General features: G+C 34.2%; 16 protein-coding genes. 13 read left to right on the top strand and 3 right to left on the bottom strand.

From position 1 onward, the window contains the following. The first annotated feature begins 29 nt into the window (after positions 1-29). Genes gltX through ACLL8X_RS04015 form a run of 3 tightly spaced genes read left to right on the top strand, consistent with a single transcriptional unit; the run spans position 30 to position 3228 of the window. Positions 30-1325, top strand: a complete 1296-nt coding sequence (gene gltX / locus ACLL8X_RS04025) for a glutamate--tRNA ligase (RefSeq protein WP_411989653.1) — start codon at positions 30-32, stop codon at positions 1323-1325. A gap of 2 nt (positions 1326-1327) precedes the next feature. Further along, positions 1328-1609 (top strand): YggT family protein, encoded by a 282-nt coding sequence (locus ACLL8X_RS04020; RefSeq protein ID WP_411989652.1) that lies wholly within the window; start codon positions 1328-1330, stop codon positions 1607-1609. Next, positions 1603-3228, top strand: a complete 1626-nt coding sequence (locus tag ACLL8X_RS04015; protein WP_411989741.1) for a lytic transglycosylase domain-containing protein — start codon at positions 1603-1605, stop codon at positions 3226-3228. Before ACLL8X_RS04020 ends, ACLL8X_RS04015 begins: the two co-directional genes overlap by 7 nt. Here the strand turns inward: ACLL8X_RS04015 and ACLL8X_RS04010 are convergent. After that, positions 3125-3610: a hypothetical protein gene (locus tag ACLL8X_RS04010; RefSeq protein ID WP_411989651.1), complete on the bottom strand. Its 486-nt coding sequence runs from the start codon at positions 3608-3610 to the stop codon at positions 3125-3127. The genes ACLL8X_RS04015 and ACLL8X_RS04010 overlap by 104 nt on opposite strands. Before the next feature lie 98 nt (positions 3611-3708). On the opposite strand from ACLL8X_RS04010, the gene mobB reads away from it, so the two are divergent. The 5 genes from mobB to ACLL8X_RS03985 are packed head-to-tail and all read left to right on the top strand — an operon-like array spanning position 3709 to position 8068. Next, the gene (gene mobB / locus ACLL8X_RS04005) at positions 3709-4200 is read left to right on the top strand and encodes a molybdopterin-guanine dinucleotide biosynthesis protein B (protein WP_411989650.1); all 492 of its coding nucleotides are present in this window, start codon (positions 3709-3711) and stop codon (positions 4198-4200) included. Between the two features lies 1 nt (position 4201). Further along, on the top strand, positions 4202-5044 hold the full coding sequence (locus tag ACLL8X_RS04000; protein WP_411989649.1) for a class 1 fructose-bisphosphatase: 843 nt from the start codon (positions 4202-4204) through the stop codon (positions 5042-5044). After that, positions 5037-5234 (top strand): hypothetical protein, encoded by a 198-nt coding sequence (locus ACLL8X_RS03995; RefSeq protein ID WP_411989648.1) that lies wholly within the window; start codon positions 5037-5039, stop codon positions 5232-5234. Before ACLL8X_RS04000 ends, ACLL8X_RS03995 begins: the two co-directional genes overlap by 8 nt. Positions 5235-5243: 9 nt before the next feature. Next, on the top strand, positions 5244-7124 hold the full coding sequence (gene metG, locus ACLL8X_RS03990) for a methionine--tRNA ligase (protein WP_411989647.1): 1881 nt from the start codon (positions 5244-5246) through the stop codon (positions 7122-7124). 2 nt (positions 7125-7126) lie between these two features. Continuing rightward, positions 7127-8068: a hypothetical protein gene (locus ACLL8X_RS03985; protein WP_411989646.1), complete on the top strand. Its 942-nt coding sequence runs from the start codon at positions 7127-7129 to the stop codon at positions 8066-8068. Here ACLL8X_RS03985 and ACLL8X_RS03980 read toward each other — a convergent pair. Next, positions 8060-8512 (bottom strand): methylated-DNA--[protein]-cysteine S-methyltransferase, encoded by a 453-nt coding sequence (locus tag ACLL8X_RS03980; RefSeq protein ID WP_411989645.1) that lies wholly within the window; start codon positions 8510-8512, stop codon positions 8060-8062. The genes ACLL8X_RS03985 and ACLL8X_RS03980 overlap by 9 nt on opposite strands. 53 nt (positions 8513-8565) lie before the next feature. On the opposite strand from ACLL8X_RS03980, the gene ACLL8X_RS03975 reads away from it, so the two are divergent. The 5 genes from ACLL8X_RS03975 to trmA are packed head-to-tail and all read left to right on the top strand — an operon-like array spanning position 8566 to position 15846. Next, entirely contained in the window at positions 8566-11106 is a 2541-nt protein-coding gene (locus tag ACLL8X_RS03975; RefSeq protein ID WP_411989644.1) for a bifunctional aconitate hydratase 2/2-methylisocitrate dehydratase, read from the top strand. An 18-nt stretch (positions 11107-11124) separates the two neighbouring features. Beyond that, a complete protein-coding gene (locus ACLL8X_RS03970) occupies positions 11125-12351 on the top strand; it encodes an ankyrin repeat domain-containing protein (protein ID WP_411989643.1) in 1227 nt (408 codons plus the stop codon). Next, a complete protein-coding gene (locus ACLL8X_RS03965; protein ID WP_411989642.1) occupies positions 12348-13094 on the top strand; it encodes an SDR family NAD(P)-dependent oxidoreductase in 747 nt (248 codons plus the stop codon). The genes ACLL8X_RS03970 and ACLL8X_RS03965 overlap by 4 nt, the downstream gene beginning before the upstream one ends. Continuing rightward, positions 13094-14803 carry a Na+/H+ antiporter NhaC family protein gene (locus ACLL8X_RS03960; protein WP_411989641.1) on the top strand — a complete coding sequence of 570 codons (1710 nt, stop codon included), beginning with the start codon at positions 13094-13096 and terminating at the stop codon, positions 14801-14803. Before ACLL8X_RS03965 ends, ACLL8X_RS03960 begins: the two co-directional genes overlap by 1 nt. After that, positions 14803-15846 (top strand): tRNA (uridine(54)-C5)-methyltransferase TrmA, encoded by a 1044-nt coding sequence (trmA, locus tag ACLL8X_RS03955; protein ID WP_411989640.1) that lies wholly within the window; start codon positions 14803-14805, stop codon positions 15844-15846. Before ACLL8X_RS03960 ends, trmA begins: the two co-directional genes overlap by 1 nt. Here trmA and ACLL8X_RS03950 read toward each other — a convergent pair. Then, complete coding sequence (locus ACLL8X_RS03950) at positions 15833-16252, bottom strand: copper resistance protein CopD (RefSeq protein ID WP_411989639.1); 420 nt, start codon at positions 16250-16252, stop codon at positions 15833-15835. The two genes, trmA and ACLL8X_RS03950, sit on opposite strands and share 14 nt — an antisense overlap. Positions 16253-16400 lie beyond the last annotated feature (148 nt).

Here is a 16400-nt window from a genome sequence, read left to right as displayed (position 1 = left end):
TTGCTTTTAATAAAACTAAAGGTTGTATTATGTACCGTTTTGCACCTTCTCCCACGGGCGACATGCATATAGGAAATTTGCGTGCGGCTTTGTTTAATTATCTTTGCGCTAAAGCAAAAAATTGCGATTTTATCCTGCGTATTGAAGATACGGATAAGGCAAGAAATATAGAGGGAAAAGAAGAAGAAATCAAAGAAATTTTAAGGCTTTTTAATCTTTCGTGGCAGCATTTTTATATACAAAGTCAAAATTTGAAATTCCACCGACAAATGGCTTTAAAGCTTGTAAGTGAAAAAAAGGCTTTTGCTTGTTTTTGCACCAAAGAAGAATTAGAGGCAAAAAAAGAATTAGCCAAAAAGCAAAATAAGCCTTATCGTTACGATGGCACTTGCGAAAAATTAGAAGATATAGATGTTTTAGAATGCCAAAAGCCCTTTGTTATTCGTCTTAAAAAACCTACGCATACTATGAAATTTAAAGATTTTATCAAGGGCGAATTAAGCTTTGAGCCTGAAAATATCGATAGTTTTGTCATTATGCGAGAGGATAAAACTCCTACTTATAATTTTGCTTGTGCGGTAGATGATATGCTTGAGGGGGTAAGTTGTATTATACGAGGAGAAGACCATGTGTCTAATACCCCTAAACAAGAGCATATTCGTGCAAGTTTGGACTATGAAAAAAGAATGACTTATGCACACTTGCCTATCATTTTAAATGAAGATGGGGTAAAGATGAGCAAAAGAGAAGCCCATTCTTCTGTAAAATGGCTACTTGAAATGGGAATTTTACCCAGTGCGATTAGCAATTATCTCATACTCTTAGGCAATAAAACCCCTTGTGAAATTTTTACCCTAGAAGAAGCGATAAAATGGTTTGATATAAGTAAGATTTCTAAATCTCCTGCGAAATTTGATTTTAAAAAACTCTTGCAAATCAATAGAGAGCATATCAAAAGAATGGAAGATGAAAAACTCAATAAGCTTTTAAATTTAGATAAAGATGTGGCGGCTTTGGCTAAATTTTACACCCAAGAAGCAAGCACCATAAAAGAACTTAGAGAAAAAATACAAGCCATTTTTAGCGAAAAAGACTGCACAAAATTCGAAGCAGAATGCAAAATTTTAAAAGAACTTTTAAAAGATATAGAGCCCTTTGAAAATTATGAAGAATTTAAAAATTATCTTCTAGAAAAAAGTCAGCTTAAGGGTAAAAACTTTTTTATGCCTTTAAGGATAGTTTTAACAGGAAGCCAACACGGACCTGAGCTTAATGAGCTTTACACACATATAAAAACTTTCATTCACGAATTAGCAAGGATATAAATATGGTTATGGATTCTTTTATCATTTCGGTTTTTCAGGTATTGCAAATTGTCATTAATATCTACACTTGGATTATCATCATCACAGCACTTTTAACTTGGGTAAATCCAGACCCCTACAATCCCATAGTGCAAATTTTATACAAACTAAGCTATCCTGCTTATGCTTTGGTGCGTAAAATTCCAACCCGCATAGGTAGCATTGATTTAGCCCCTTTGATTATAGTTTTGGCTTTGCAGTTTCTTAGCATTTTTCTTGGAAATGTTTTAAGGAGTATATTGTGAAGCGAATTTTAGTTCTTTTGTTTTTAAATCTTGCTTGTTACTCAGCCCCTTATGATTTACAAAGCCTGAAAAAAGAAGAAAATTCATTGGCTAAGGATTATTATATTTATAGGCTTTTAGAAAGCAAGGCTATAGCTAAAAAGGATATGCAAAATTTAAGTTCTCATATCTTTCGCTATGTAGGCAAAATCAAAACCGAGCTTGAGAAATTTATCCCCACAAAGCCTTACATAGACCCCAAATACGCCCCTTGTTTTAATTATACAAAAAATACTATTTTAGACGCGAATGCAAGCTGTCAGGCTGTGCGTTTAAATTCCTTAGTTTTTATAGCGAGTTTAACTTCAAAGGACAGAACAAGCTTGGCACAAAATTTTAAAGAGCAAAGAGTAGATTTAAGCCATTTGTTATTAGCCTTTAATAGCCCAAATCCCATGGAGTATATAGCACAAAAAGAAGATGTGGGCGGGTTTTTTAAGCTTTATAATTATTCTAAAAAATACGATTTAACCCTAAGTCCTAGCTTTGTAAATAAGCTTACTAGCCACATAGCTTTTAAAAATTTTGCCCAAAATATCATCATCAAAAAAGAAAATCCCCTATTTAGAGCCTCTATGCTACATATTGACCCTGCTAGAGTGAGCGATGATGTTGCGTTTTATTTGGGTGTTAATGCCCTTGTTTTTGATAAGGAAAATTTGGCTTTTGATTTTTTTAAAAAGGCGTATGAAAGCTTTAAAATTCAAGATACTAAAGACAATGCCCTTTTTTGGATGTGGATGATAAAAAAGGACGATAAAGATTTGCAAAATTTAGCCAAAAGCCCTGCTTTAAATATTTATAGCCTTTATGCAAAGGAGCTAACCCACACAGCTTTTCCAAAAATAGAAAGCCTAAATCCCAGCAAGGAAAAAAGCAATTTTAATATGCAAAATCCTTTTGCGTGGCAAAAACTCAATAAACAAATTCGCGATGCTAATGCAAGTGAGTTAGAGGCTTTAGCAAAAGAATTTGACACCCAAGAAACCCTGCCTATTTATGCTTATATACTAGAACGAAAGAATAATTTTAAAAAACATTATTTTATAATGCCTTATTATGAGAATTTAAAGGATTATGGCATTCCAAGACAGGCTTTAATCCTAGCTATCGCAAGACAAGAAAGCCGTTTTATCCCCACAGCTATTTCTACTTCTTATGCCTTGGGTATAATGCAGTTTATGCCCTTTTTGGCTAATCACATAGGTCAAAAAGAATTAAAAATTCCTAATTTTGACCAAGATTTTATGTTTAAACCAGAACTAGCGTTTTATTTTGGAAATCATCATTTAAATTACCTAGAAAGCCGTCTAAACTCTCCGCTCTTTGTCGCTTATGCTTATAATGGAGGCATAGGCTTTACCAATAGAATGTTAGCTAGGAATGATATGTTTAAAGCGGGTAAATTTGAGCCTTTTTTATCTATGGAGCTTGTGCCTTATCAAGAAAGTAGAATTTATGGAAAAAAGGTTTTGGCTAATTATATTGTGTATCGACATCTTCTGAACGATAATATAAAGATTTGGGATATTTTTGAAAATTTAATTCAAAACAAGGCAGATGATTTAAGCAAATCCTAGCTACAAGCTTATTCTCTTCCTTGATGCTAGGAAGACTTACCTTAAAATAATGAGTATAATTATTTTGTATGAGATATTTTAAATAGAGTGCATCTAGCTTCTCAACCCTAGCTTTTTTGTTATTGACAAAAACTTCTAGCTTTTGAATTTCAAAGCTGTTTGGAGTAAAAGACAGGGCTAAAATATCATCTTTGCTATTCTCATCTAAAATAGGATTTAAATAAGACATAGTGATGATGGCATTAAGCTCATTTTGAGTGATTTTGTATTTTTGGGTGAACATTAGGGTTTGGGTTTTTAAATTCGTATCCACAAGTGCCAAATCTTTAGAAGAACAAGCCCCAAGTAAAAAAGCACTTAAAATTAAATTATAAATCTTCATTATTTTTCCATATTTTTTAGCGTTATTGTAACCTTTTAATCCTATTTTTTGATTTAAAAAGGTATAATCTTCAAATTTTTTTTTTAAGAGTGTGCCAAATGCGACAATTAATTATGGCTTTTAGCGGTCCTTCAAATTCAGGCAAAACAACCCTTATCACTAAAATTGCGGGGGAATTTATCAAAAAAGGACTAAGGGTTCTTATCGTCAAGCACGACCCAGCCGATAAGGCTCAGTTTGATTTTAGTAGCAAGGATAGCTTTAAATTCTTTCAAAGCGGTGCTGAAGTGATGGTGCTAAGTCCTACTAGAACTACCTTTTTTTCACATCAAGGCAGGGATATTTTAAAAGCCTTAAAATTAAATCCAAACTTTGACCTTTGCTTGATTGAAGGTTTAAAAACTCTTGATTTGCCACGCATTAGCGTGTTTTGCAAGGAAATTGATGATAGTTATTTTGCCTTTTCAAAAGCCATTGCAAGTTATGAAAAAATTTCGCACGAAAATTTAACTTGGCTTGATTTAAACGATATAGAAGGCATTTGTGCCTATATCTTAAAAAACGCTAAAAATTTACAAGGAGAATTATAAAATGCAAGAAGTATTTAGCTATATACAAAAAGCGGTTTTAGAAATTTCACAAGCTTTGAAATTCCCAGATACTAGTTATAGTCAAAATCATAATTTTTCAGGTGATACCCAGCTTCAATTTGATGTCTTAAGCGATGAGCTTATCACGAAGGTTCTAAGTGAGTGTAAGGATATAAAAGCTCTTATCAGCGAAGAAAAAGAAGAAATTTTAACACTCAATGAAGATGCAAAATTCATAGTCGCTTACGACCCGCTTGATGGTTCAAGCTTGATGGATGTGAATTTTGCCATAGGCTCTATCTTTGCTATTTATGAAGAAAAGCCAAGTGCTAAAAACCTAAAAGCCGCACTTTATAGTATGTATGGAGCGCGTTTAGAGCTTGTGATTTGTGAAGATGTGCCAAGGCTTTACCGACTTAATGCAAAGAATGATTTTGTTTTTATTAAAGAGCTTGTTATGGATAAAAAAGGCAAGATTAACGCCACAGGAGCTAGCCAAAAATTCTGGGAAGAAAAGCACGCTAAATTTATCAAAAGTCTTTTTGATGAGGGTTACCGTCTAAGATATAGCGGGGCTATGGTAAGCGATATTAATCAAATTTTGCTTAAAGGCGGGGGGCTTTTTAGCTACCCAGCGACTCAAGACGCCCCACAGGGTAAATTAAGGGCTTTTTTTGAGGTTTTTCCCTTAGCCTATATCATAGAAAAAGCTGGAGGCAAAACAACAGATGGAAAAAACTCTTCCTTGCTTGAGCTTGAATTTAGTGCTATTCATTCGACAACTCCTTGCTTTTTTGGTTCTGAATATGAAATTGAAAAACTTTTAAGGGCTTATAATGAGTGAAATTAGAGATGAATTTGAGCAAGATATGGATAAAAAGAAGGAAATTTTACTTTCTTGCCAAAGTTCGAAAAATTACAATTCTTGTTATAATTGTGATGAAATTTTTAACTGCCAAACTCGAAAAAATTATGTCGATGCAGTTTATAATAGTATGTCTAAGGGTAAAACCGAAGGCGGATTTGACTTTTAAAGGAAAAAAATGCGTTATATTACAACACCGATTTATTATGTAAATGATGTGCCTCATTTAGGACACGCTTATACTACCATAATCGCTGATACTTTAGCAAGATTTTATCGTTTGCAAGGACACGAAACAAAATTTTTAACAGGAACAGATGAGCACGGACAAAAAATAGAAGAAGCCGCAAAGACTAGAAATTTTAGCCCAAAAGAATACGCTGATAAGGTGAGTTTGGAATTTAAAAAGCTCTGGGATGAATTTGAAATCAGCTATGATATTTACGCAAGAACCACAGATAAAAGGCATATTGATTTTGTTAAGGCTATGTTTTTAAAAATGTGGCAAAAAGGCGATATTTATAAGGATGAATACGAAGGACATTACTGCGTTTCTTGTGAGAGTTTTTTTACTCAAAGTCAGCTTGTAAAGGAAGTTTGTTGCCCTGATTGTGGTAAGCAAACTAGAATTTTAAAAGAAGAAAGCTATTTTTTTAAACTTTCAAAATATCAAGATAAAATTTTGCAGTGGTATGAAGAAAAAGACCCTATTTTACCAAAAAACAAAAAAAACGAACTTATCAATTTCATTAAAGGCGGACTTAAGGACCTTTCTATCACTAGAACGAGTTTTGATTGGGGGATTAAATTACCTAAGGAAATCAAAGATGATAAACACATTATTTATGTATGGCTTGATGCGCTTTTTATCTATATAAGCTCACTTGATTTTCAAAATAAGGGAGAAAATGCTAAATTTTGGCCTGCCCATGTGCATTTGGTAGGCAAAGATATTTTGCGTTTTCACGCGATTTATTGGGTTGCTTTTTTGATGAGTGTGGATTTGCCCTTGCCTAAATTCATAGCCGCACATGGTTGGTGGACTAAGGATGGAGAAAAGATGAGTAAGTCTAAGGGCAATGTTGTAAAACCTAAAGAAATGGCTGATACTTATGGTTTAGAGCCTTTGCGTTATTTTTTGCTTAAAGAAGTGCCTTTTGGCAATGATGGGGATTTTAGCGAAGCTATGCTTATAAACCGCGTTAATACAGAGCTTGGCAATGAATTTGGCAATTTATTAAGTCGCATTATAGGAATGAGTTTAAAATATAGTAGCGGAAGCATTAAAAAAGATAGGCTTTTGGAATTTTTTAGTGCCGAGCTAGAAGAGGTTAAACTTCATTTAAAAGAAGGCTTGAAATTTTTAGAAAATTTACAATTTAACCGTTATTTAGAAGAGCTTTTTAAGGCTTTAAGTGTAGCTAATTTAGCTATTACAAAATACGAGCCTTGGAATTTAGTCAAAAATGGCGAAAAAGAAAAGGCAAATGCTCTAGTAGCCCTTTGTGCGAATATCTTAGCAAGAGTGAATTTACTCCTAAGCCCTGCTTTGCCAAAGTCCTGTAAAAGAGTAGCTGAAGCTTTAAATTACGCCCTTAGTCCCCAAAATTATCAAAGTCTTATTTTCAATGATGAGCTTTTGGATTTTGAAGTAAGAGCTTATGAGGCTTTATTTCCTAGGATTGAAAAAAAGAGTGTTCAAGAAGAAAAAATAGCACAAAAAGAACAAAGCCCTAAGATAAAAATCGATGATTTTGCTAAGATTGAAATCAAGGTCGCTAAGGTGCTTGATTGTCAAAATATCAAAGGCAGTGAAAAGCTTTTAAAATTTGAGCTTGAACTTGATAATAAAGAAAAAAGACAGGTGCTTTCAGGCATAGCAAAATACTATGAGCCAAGCGAATTGATTGGCAAACAAGTTTGTGTTATAAGCAATCTTAAAAAAGCTAAAATTTTTGGACATGAAAGCGATGGTATGATACTTTCAGCAAAAAGTGGCGATAAACTTGTTTTAATCACTCCTGAACAACTTGTAGAAAATGGCTCTTTGGTGGGTTAAATATGCAAATTAGTAATTTAGGCGAACTTCTAAACGCAACTCTCATTCACGAAGGCAGTGTTTTAAGCGTAGAAGGTTTTGCCTTAAATTTAAATGAACTTAAAGTAGGCTTTGCTTTTTTCAACAATGACAAAAAAGAAATCGCTAGGGCTGTAGAAAAAGGAGCTTACGCGATAATAACGCAAAATGATATTGCTGTTGAAGATAAAGAAATTTTTTATTTTAAGGTGGAAAATTTAGAATTAGCCCTTATTCGATTTTTACGCTTTTTTTGCGAAGAGAAAGAGTGTGAATTTTTACTTTTCAAATCCTATGAATTAAGTCTTTGCAAGGCTTTTTATTTCAATATCTTAAGGGGCAATATTTTTGCTGATTTTGAAAAATTAATCCATGCAAAAAGGGGCGAAATTTTTTGCTATGGCGAAGAGAATTATCTTTCTAAACTTTGTGCTTATTCTCATAGTTTAAAAGAGGCTAATTTTACCTTATTATCACGCTCTAGCTTCTTTTTTACAACCTTAATTTGCGAGAATTTATACTTTAAAAATTTAAATTTACCCTTTTTTTATGCCAATGCTTTTGCAAAAATTGTTTCTTTTTTAAAAGAAAAAAAACAAAAAATAGTTTTTGATTTTAACAAAATTGATGATTTTAAGATTTATTTTATTGATGATAAATTTGAAATCACTGCTTTTGGCTCAAGTTCTAGAGCTTTTATCGTAAGTAACAATCAAAATACCTTTGAATTTTGGAAGGATAAATTTAAAAATATAAAGGGCTTTAAAATCGCTTCTAAAAATTCTTTATTTTGCGATTTTTCCTATAATCAGCTTTCAGATTTAAGAAAAATAAAAAATTTTAAATATTGCTTAATTCTTGAAAATTATGATATTTTTGAGCAAGAATTTGAAAACAAAGAAAATCAAACTCCAAGCTTATTTTAAATCCACCCCTTCATTTTTAAGCAAAAATCTTTTTAAATCCACTCCGCCACTATATCCGCCTATTTTATGATTTGAAACCACTCTATGACAGGGTATGAAGATGGGAATTTGATTTTTAGCATTGGCATTCCCAACAGCCCTAAAAGCTTTTGGATGCTTAATTTTTTCTGCTATTTCTTTATAAGTAACTATTTTGCCATAGGGAAGTTCTCTTAAAGCCTTATAAACCTTTAATTCAAAAGCTGTGCCTTGCATTAAAACAGGAACGCTAAATTTTTTAAGCTTATGGGCAAAATATAAATCAAGCTCCTTTCTTGCCAAGTCAAGCAAAGCACAATTTTCATCCTGCTCTTTATTTTCACAAAATTCCACTCTAGTTAAAAATTTTCCATCGCTGTGTAAAGATAAGTAACACAAAGCCATCTTATAATAAATTTTAAACATTTTTTATCCTTTGAAAAGCTATAATTATAGCAAAAATTTTTAAGGAGCAGAAAATGTCTTTTATGCAAGAATACGAAAAACTTGTTAAAGAAAGAGCCGCTTTGGATATACCACCCCTTCCCTTAAACGCAGAACAAACTAAAGAACTTTGCAAATTACTTGAAAAAGAAAATAACGAAGAACTTGCAGGGCTTTTAGAAAACAGAGTGAGTCCGGGCGTAGATGATGGTGCTTTGGTTAAATGCGAATTTTTAGACGCAATCTTAAAAGATAAGCTTAAAGCTCCTAGCATTGATAAAAAACGAGCCTTAAAAATGCTTGGCACTATGCTAGGAGGATACAATGTAAAAGTTTTAATAACTGCTTTAAAAGATAAAAATATAGCCAAAGATGCCGCTGATGAGTTAAAAAATATTATTTTCGTGCATGAAAATTTTCACACCCTAGCCGAACTTAGCAAAAGCAATCCTTATGCTAAAGAAGTTTTACAAAGCTGGGCGAATGCGGAGTGGTTTGAAAAAAAAGCAAAATTACCCGAAGTCATTAAGTGCATAGTCTTTAAGGTAGCTGGCGAAACCAATACCGATGATTTAAGCCCTGCTGGAGATGCTTTTACAAGAAGTGATATTCCCCTTCACGCCAATGCTATGTTAAAGGTGCGTCAAGCAGGTTCTTTAGAAAAGATTAAAGAGCTTAAAAAAAGCGGTCGCGAGGTTGTTTATGTAGGCGATGTGGTAGGCACAGGCTCAAGTAGAAAATCAGCTATTAATTCCATACAATGGCACTTGGGCAAAGAAATAGAAGGCGTGCCTAATAAACATAGTGGCGGTATAGTTATAGGCTCAACCATAGCACCGATTTTTTTTAATACCGCTCAAGATAGCGGTGCCTTGCCTATTATTTGCGATGTGTCAAATTTAGAAATGGGAGATGAGTTTGAAATTCATCCTTATGAAGGCAAAATTATCAAAAATGGCTCTGTTATTGCCGAATTTACACTCAGTCCCAATACCCTTTTAGATGAAGTCAGAGCTGGCGGGAGAATACCCCTTATCATAGGTCGTGGGCTTTGTGCTAAGGCTAGGGAATTTTTAGGAATGGAAAATGAAAAGATTTTCATCAAGCCTATTCAGCCTGAAAATTCAAGCGGAGGCTATACCCTAGCTCAAAAAATGCTAGGGCGTGCCTGTGGGGTTGAGGGTGTGCGTGCGGGTATGTATATAGAGCCTATTACTCTTACTGTGGGTTCTCAAGATACCACAGGTCCTATGACTAGAGATGAGATTAAAGAATTAGCCAGTTTGGGCTTTAATGCTGATTTTGTAATGCAAAGCTTTTGTCATACGGCTGCTTATCCTAAGGTTAGCGATTCAAATCTACATAAAACCTTACCCAATTTTATGACAAGTCGTGGCGGGGTAAGCTTAAAGCCCGGTGATGGGGTTATTCACTCTTGGCTTAACCGTTTTGTATTGCCTGATAGTGTAGGCACAGGTGGGGATTCGCATACGCGTTTTCCTATTGGAATTTCTTTTCCTGCAGGAAGCGGACTTGTAGCCTTTGCTGCGGTTACAGGCTCTATGCCTTTAAATGTGCCTCAAAGTGTTTTGGTGCGTTTTAGCGGAGAATTACAACCCGGAATCACCCTAAGAGATTTGGTTAATGCTATACCTTATTATGCTATCAAGCAAGGACAACTCACTGTGGAAAAGAAAAATAAGAAAAATATTTTTGCGGGGAAAATTTTAGAAATAGAAGGTTTGCCAAATTTAAAAGTCGAACAAGCCTTTGAACTTAGCGATGCCAGTGCTGAAAGAAGTGCTGCAGCTTGTAATGTGGATTTAAGTATAGAGAGTGTGAGCGAATATATCAAATCCAATATCGCTTTGATTGAAGCGATGATAGAAGCAGGATATGAAAATAAAGCCACCCTTGCTAGAAGAGCTGAAAAAATGAGAGAATGGCTTAAAAACCCTACCCTTTTAAGAGCAGATAAAGACGCTAAATACGCCTATGTCTTAGAAATAAATTTAAATGAGATTAAAGAGCCTATTTTAGCGTGTCCAAATGACCCTGATGATGTGGCTACCTTAAGCGAAATTTTAAATGATGATAAGCGTCCTAAAAATATAGATGAAGTTTTTGTAGGCTCTTGTATGACAAATATAGGGCATTATAGGGCTTTAGGCGAAATTTTAAAAGATAAAGGCATACTTAAAACCAGACTTTGGGTCGTGCCGCCGACTAAAATGGATAAGGCTCAACTTATTAGCGAGGGCTATTATAGTATCTTTGGTGCGGCGGGTGCTAGGATAGAAGTGCCCGGATGTTCTTTGTGTATGGGTAATCAAGCTAGAGTTAATGACGGCGCTGTGGTTTTTTCTACTTCTACAAGGAATTTTGATAATAGAATGGGTATGGGAGCTAAGGTGTATCTAGGAAGTGCCGAACTTGCCGCAGTTTGTGCGATATTAGGTAAAATTCCAAGCCAAGAAGAATATTTGCAAATTGTCAGTAATAAACTCAATGACAAAGCAAATATTTATAGGTATTTAAATTTTAATGAGATTGAAAATTACGCTTTAGCGGATTGATTTTCTAAAGGAAGAAATTTGAGATTATTATTTATCTTGCTCTGCTTTTTGCTTAATTTAATAGCAGAGCAGCTTCAAAATTGCGATGGATTAAAAAATGATAAGAATTTTTTACAAGGTGTTTATACTCCCCTTGTTTCAAATTGTGAAAAATCCCTAAAAAATCAAGCTTTCACAAAGAAGCTTTACACTCTTGCTAATGAAATTCGTGGCAGTAACAGCTCTTGCAATGGCATTAGTTATTTGCCAAAATTACAAGAATTTGACTTGCTACTTTTAAAAATCGCCCTTAATCCCCTTTCTTATCAAAAGGGCTTAGATAGCCCACAGAATTTAGAAAAAAAATACGATATTTTAAAATCCTATTTTCGATACTGGGCTTATCAAAGTATAGGGAATTTCAGGCTTTACAAAGCTTTTTGGAAAGAATACAATGAAGCCATAGAGCCTTTAGAAAAGTATTTTGAAAATAATTTTAATTTTGACAAGGGAAGCAATATTTACTATACTAGTAATGCTTTGAATGAATTTTTAAATTGGGCTGTGGGTGAAACAAAAATTTACAAAGATATTAGTCCTTTAGCAAAAATCATATCGAATAAAAATTATTCAGTATCTTATATACAAGATTTTATTTTTTCAAACAATCCAAGTCAAGATGAACTTACCATAGCCCTACAGGCTGCCCTTCTAAATCAAAGAGAAAAAGAAATTTTAGAGCTTTTAATTCGCTTGGGTGCTAGGATTGATGAAGGTTATGAAAGTGCTATTTTTTACGCATTAGAAAATTATGACAATACAAATTTTTTAATCCAAAAAGGAGCCAATGTCAATGAAGCCAATGCCTTTGGTAAAACCCCTATTTTTTACGCCATAGAATTTAACCATCTTGATATAATAAAACTCCTGCTTGAAAATAAAGCCGATGTCAATCAAAAATATATCAACAATAACGAAAAATTAGCCCTAAGTGCGAACATAGGTTCAAACACGCCCTATTTTATTACCTTTTGTGCCTTAGAACACACTTCAAAAAATGTCTTAATGCACGCAGCAGCTTATGGGAATGTGGAAATTCTAAGGCTTTTAGTCTCTAAAGGAGCCAATATCAATGCTAGAGATGATTTGGGTTTTAACGCCCTTGATTTTGCTTTAGCAGCAGGCAAAAAAGAAAATGCTGATTATTTGAAAAGCTTAGGCTTAAAGGCAAATGAAAATCTATTTTACGGAGGAAGTTTAGAATGAAAAGTGCATTTATCACAGGAGCCAGTTCAGGCTTTGGCAAAGCCTGCGTTGAAGCTTTTATTGGGCAAGATTATAAGGTCATAGCTCTTGCCAGACGCAAGGCGAAATTAGAAGAATTAAAGGCTCTTTATGGGGATAAAATTCACATTTTAGCTCTTGATGTAAGGGATAAAAAGGCTATTTTTGAAGCTGTGGAAAAATTGCCTGAAGATTTTAAAAATATTGAAGTGCTTTTTAATAACGCAGGTTTAGCCCTTGGAGTTGATGAATTTGACAAACTCAGCCTTGAAGACATAGACACTATGATAGATACGAATATTAAGGGTTTAGTTTATGTAGCAAGAGCCTTAATCCCGCTTTTAAGAAAGCAAAAGAGTGCTTATATCTTCAATCTAGGCTCAGTAGCCGGGCGTAATCCTTATTTTGGAGGCAATGTGTATTGTGGAACTAAAGCCTTTGTAAGCCAATTTTCTAAGGCTTTACGCAATGATTTAAGAGGCTCAAATATCAAAGTAAGCAATATAGCACCCGGACTTTGCAAGACTGAATTTAGCGAAGTGCGTTTTAAAGGAGATATTCAAAAAGCTGAAGCTGTGTATGAAAATACCCAATTTATCAGTGCTTGTGATATAGCTAAAGTGGTAATGGCTCTTATAAGCTTGCCTTCTCACATCAATGTCAATGAAATCGAGCTTATGCCCGTAACCCAAAGCTGGGCTGGATTTCACATAGAAAGGATTTAATGAAAATTTTATTATTTTTATTCACTCCGCTATTTCTTTTTGGCGATGCTAAGACTAATGCGGAATTTTTTGGTTTTTTTACCCTTTTACCACCCATCATCGCCATAGTTTTGGCTTTTTTAACCAAGGATGTCATACTCTCACTTTTCATAGGAAGCTTAAGTGGGACCTTTATGTTAGCTTTGGTTGAGCATAATGTTTTAACTGCCTTTGTAGTGGGCTTTTCAACCTTTGTTTCTAAGGCGGTAAATTCCCTAGCCGACCCCGGCAATGCTGGCATAATCTTACAAATGCTTACCATAGGCGGTATGGTCGCTCTCATCACCAAAACAGGAGGAGCCAAAGCAGTAGCGATTTGGTTTGCGACTAAGGCAAAAAAGGCTAAAAGCTCCCAGCTTGTTACTTGGCTCATGGGTTGTTTTATCTTTTTTGATGATTATGCGAATTCTTTTATTGTAGGTCCCATTATGAGACCGCTTACGGATAAATTTAAGGTCTCTAGAGAAAAACTTGCCTTCATTATGGACTCCACAGCCGCACCCATTGCAGGACTTGCCATTATCTCTACTTGGATAGGCTTTGAACTTTCTGTGATAAAAAGCGGCTATGACTTGCTTAGCGATGAGCAAATTGGCTTTTTGCAAACCACTAGAGAAAACATCAATGCCTTTGATGTTTTTATCCAAACCCTACCTTACCGCTTTTACAATATCTTTATGCTTGCCTTTGTGCTTTTTACCATACTGCAAGAAAGGGAATTTGGACCTATGCTAAGGGCTGAAAGAAGGGCTAAAAAGGTAGAGAGTTTTGAAGACTTGCAAAGCGAAAGTGAAAATTTAGAAGATAAGCTACTCGAACCTAAGGATAATATCAAGCTAAGAAGTTCTAATGCTATCATACCGCTCTTTATTTTAATAATCTTTGCCTTTGTGGGCTTTTATTTTAGTGGTCTTGGCAATATAGAAGACGAAGCGACACTAGCAGCTATCAAAGAAGCACCGCTTGGTCTTTTTGCCCTTAGAGAGACCTTTTCCTCAGCCGATACAGCCACCGTGCTTTTTCAAGCGGCACTTTTAGCCAGTGTAGTAGCCATAGCACTAGGCGTTTATCATAAAATCTTTAGTGTCAAAGAAGGCATTGTAACTTGGACTTATGGTTGGAGAATGATGGTTATCACGGTTATCATACTTATGTGTGCTTGGCCACTTTCTTCGGCGATTAAAGACTTAGGCACTTCTATTTATTTGGTGGATTTACTCTCTAGCAAGACTCCGCTTTATTTACTGCCTTTAGCCGTATTTTTACTCGCTTCTTTAGTTTCCTTATCGACAGGAACAAGCTATGGCACTATGGGAATTTTAATGCCCCTTACCATACCCCTAGCCCTTGGCATAGGTTCTTTTAATGAGTTAAGTGGCTTGGATTTGCACCATTATATGATTATTAGCATTTCAGCCGTTTTAACAGGAGCCATTTTTGGCGATCATTGCTCGCCCATTTCAGATACGACCATACTTTCTTCTATGGCAAGTAAGTGTGATTTATTAGCCCATGTTAAAACCCAAATGCCTTATGCTATATTTATTTGTGCTGTGTCTTTATTTGCAGGCTATTTACCTGTGGCTTTGGGCGTGAGTGTTTGGCTTGTTTTGCCTTTAAATCTTATCTTAATCGCTCTTTTATTGAGATTCATAGGTAAAAAAGTTTAATGCTTTTTGATGAGAAAATCGCCCTAGCAAGGGATATTTTTAAGGACTTTTGGCAAGAAGACTTTGAACTTTTTGCCTCGCCCTTAGAACATTTTAGAACAAGGGCGGAACTTAGCTTTTACCGCGATGAAAAGGGCGAACTTTTTTATGCGATGTTTGAAGGCAAAAAGAAGATTATCACCCACAAAATAGCTTTTGCTGATAAAAAAATTTGTGCTTTTATGCCAAAACTTTTAGCATACTTAGCTAAAAGTGACAAATTAAAAGAAAAACTTTTTGGCGTTGAGTTTTTGGCTACAAAAGAAGAACTTAGTGCAACCTTGCTTTATCATAAAAACATAGAAGATATTAGCAAAAACTTGCAAAGCCTAAGCAAGGAACTAAAAATAAAGCTCATAGCTAGAAGTAAGGGTAAAAAGCTTGTTTTTGGAAGGGAAAATTTAAGACAAAGTCTTAATATACAAGGCAAAGAAATATTATATGAGTTTAATAACGACTGCTTTATCCAGCCCAATACCGCCATCAATGAAAAAATGATTGAATGGGTAAGTGGAATTTTGCACACTCAAAAAAGAAGTGATTTGCTAGAGCTTTATTGTGGTTATGGGAATTTTACCCTAGCCTTAGCAGGACTTTTTTCTAAAGTTTTAGCCACTGAACTTTCAAAAAGCAATATTCATTTTGCCCTAAAAAATTGCACTCTTAATAAAATATCTAATATAAATTTCGTAAGACTTTCAAGTGAAGAATTAAGCTTAGCTATTAAAAAAGAAAGAGAATTTTTTCGCTTAAAAGATATTTGCTTAGATGATTTTAATTTCTCCCATATTTTAGTGGATCCTCCGCGTTCAGGACTTGATAAAAGCGTGATTGATTTGATAAAAAAATATGAAAATATTATTTATATTTCTTGCAATCCTATCACTTTAAAAGAAAATTTAAAAGAACTAAGCCTAACGCATAGAGTGCAAAATTTTGCTCTTTTTGACCAATTTGTTCATACTCCGCACCTTGAATGCGGAGTAATACTTAAGAAGCTATGAAAAAATAATTCATTAATTTAGCCAGTATAACTATCATAATGCAAAGCACAAATACAAAAGGATGGATAAAGGCACCTAAGGGGTTTTTCTTTTTCAAAATAAAATGACAAAATAAAGAAAAAATAACCAAAGACAAAATACCAAAAGCTAGGATTATTTTTGCAGCAAAAAGTAAATTTAAGGGTTTAAAATGAAAACCCGCCAAAGCACCCCCGCTTAAAAAAAGCAAAAGAACCACAAAAGGCATTATTTTAACACCCATAGTGCCAAAAAGGCTTGTGTCAAAATGAGGATTTTTCTTTTTGATAGCATTTAAGATAAATACATCAACAAACAAATAACCTATAAACAAAATAGCACAAAGCAGATGAATGATTATTAAAGTATATGGATAAAATTCTTCCATTTTTATATCCCCCTTTTTTAGATAAATTATAACACTTTTTCTGTTTATTTAAATAAAATTAAATTAAAAATAAATAAAAAATCAAAAACTAAATTTTTAAAAGCCTGATTTTTATTTTATTACTAGCTCTCATTGAGGAGAATTTTGC

Origin of the sequence: Campylobacter parajejuni (assembly GCF_046764905.1) — a bacterium.
Lineage (GTDB): Bacteria > Campylobacterota > Campylobacteria > Campylobacterales > Campylobacteraceae > Campylobacter_D.
Note: the sequence above shows the minus strand (reverse complement) of the source record. Positions and strands in the feature narration are given on the sequence as shown.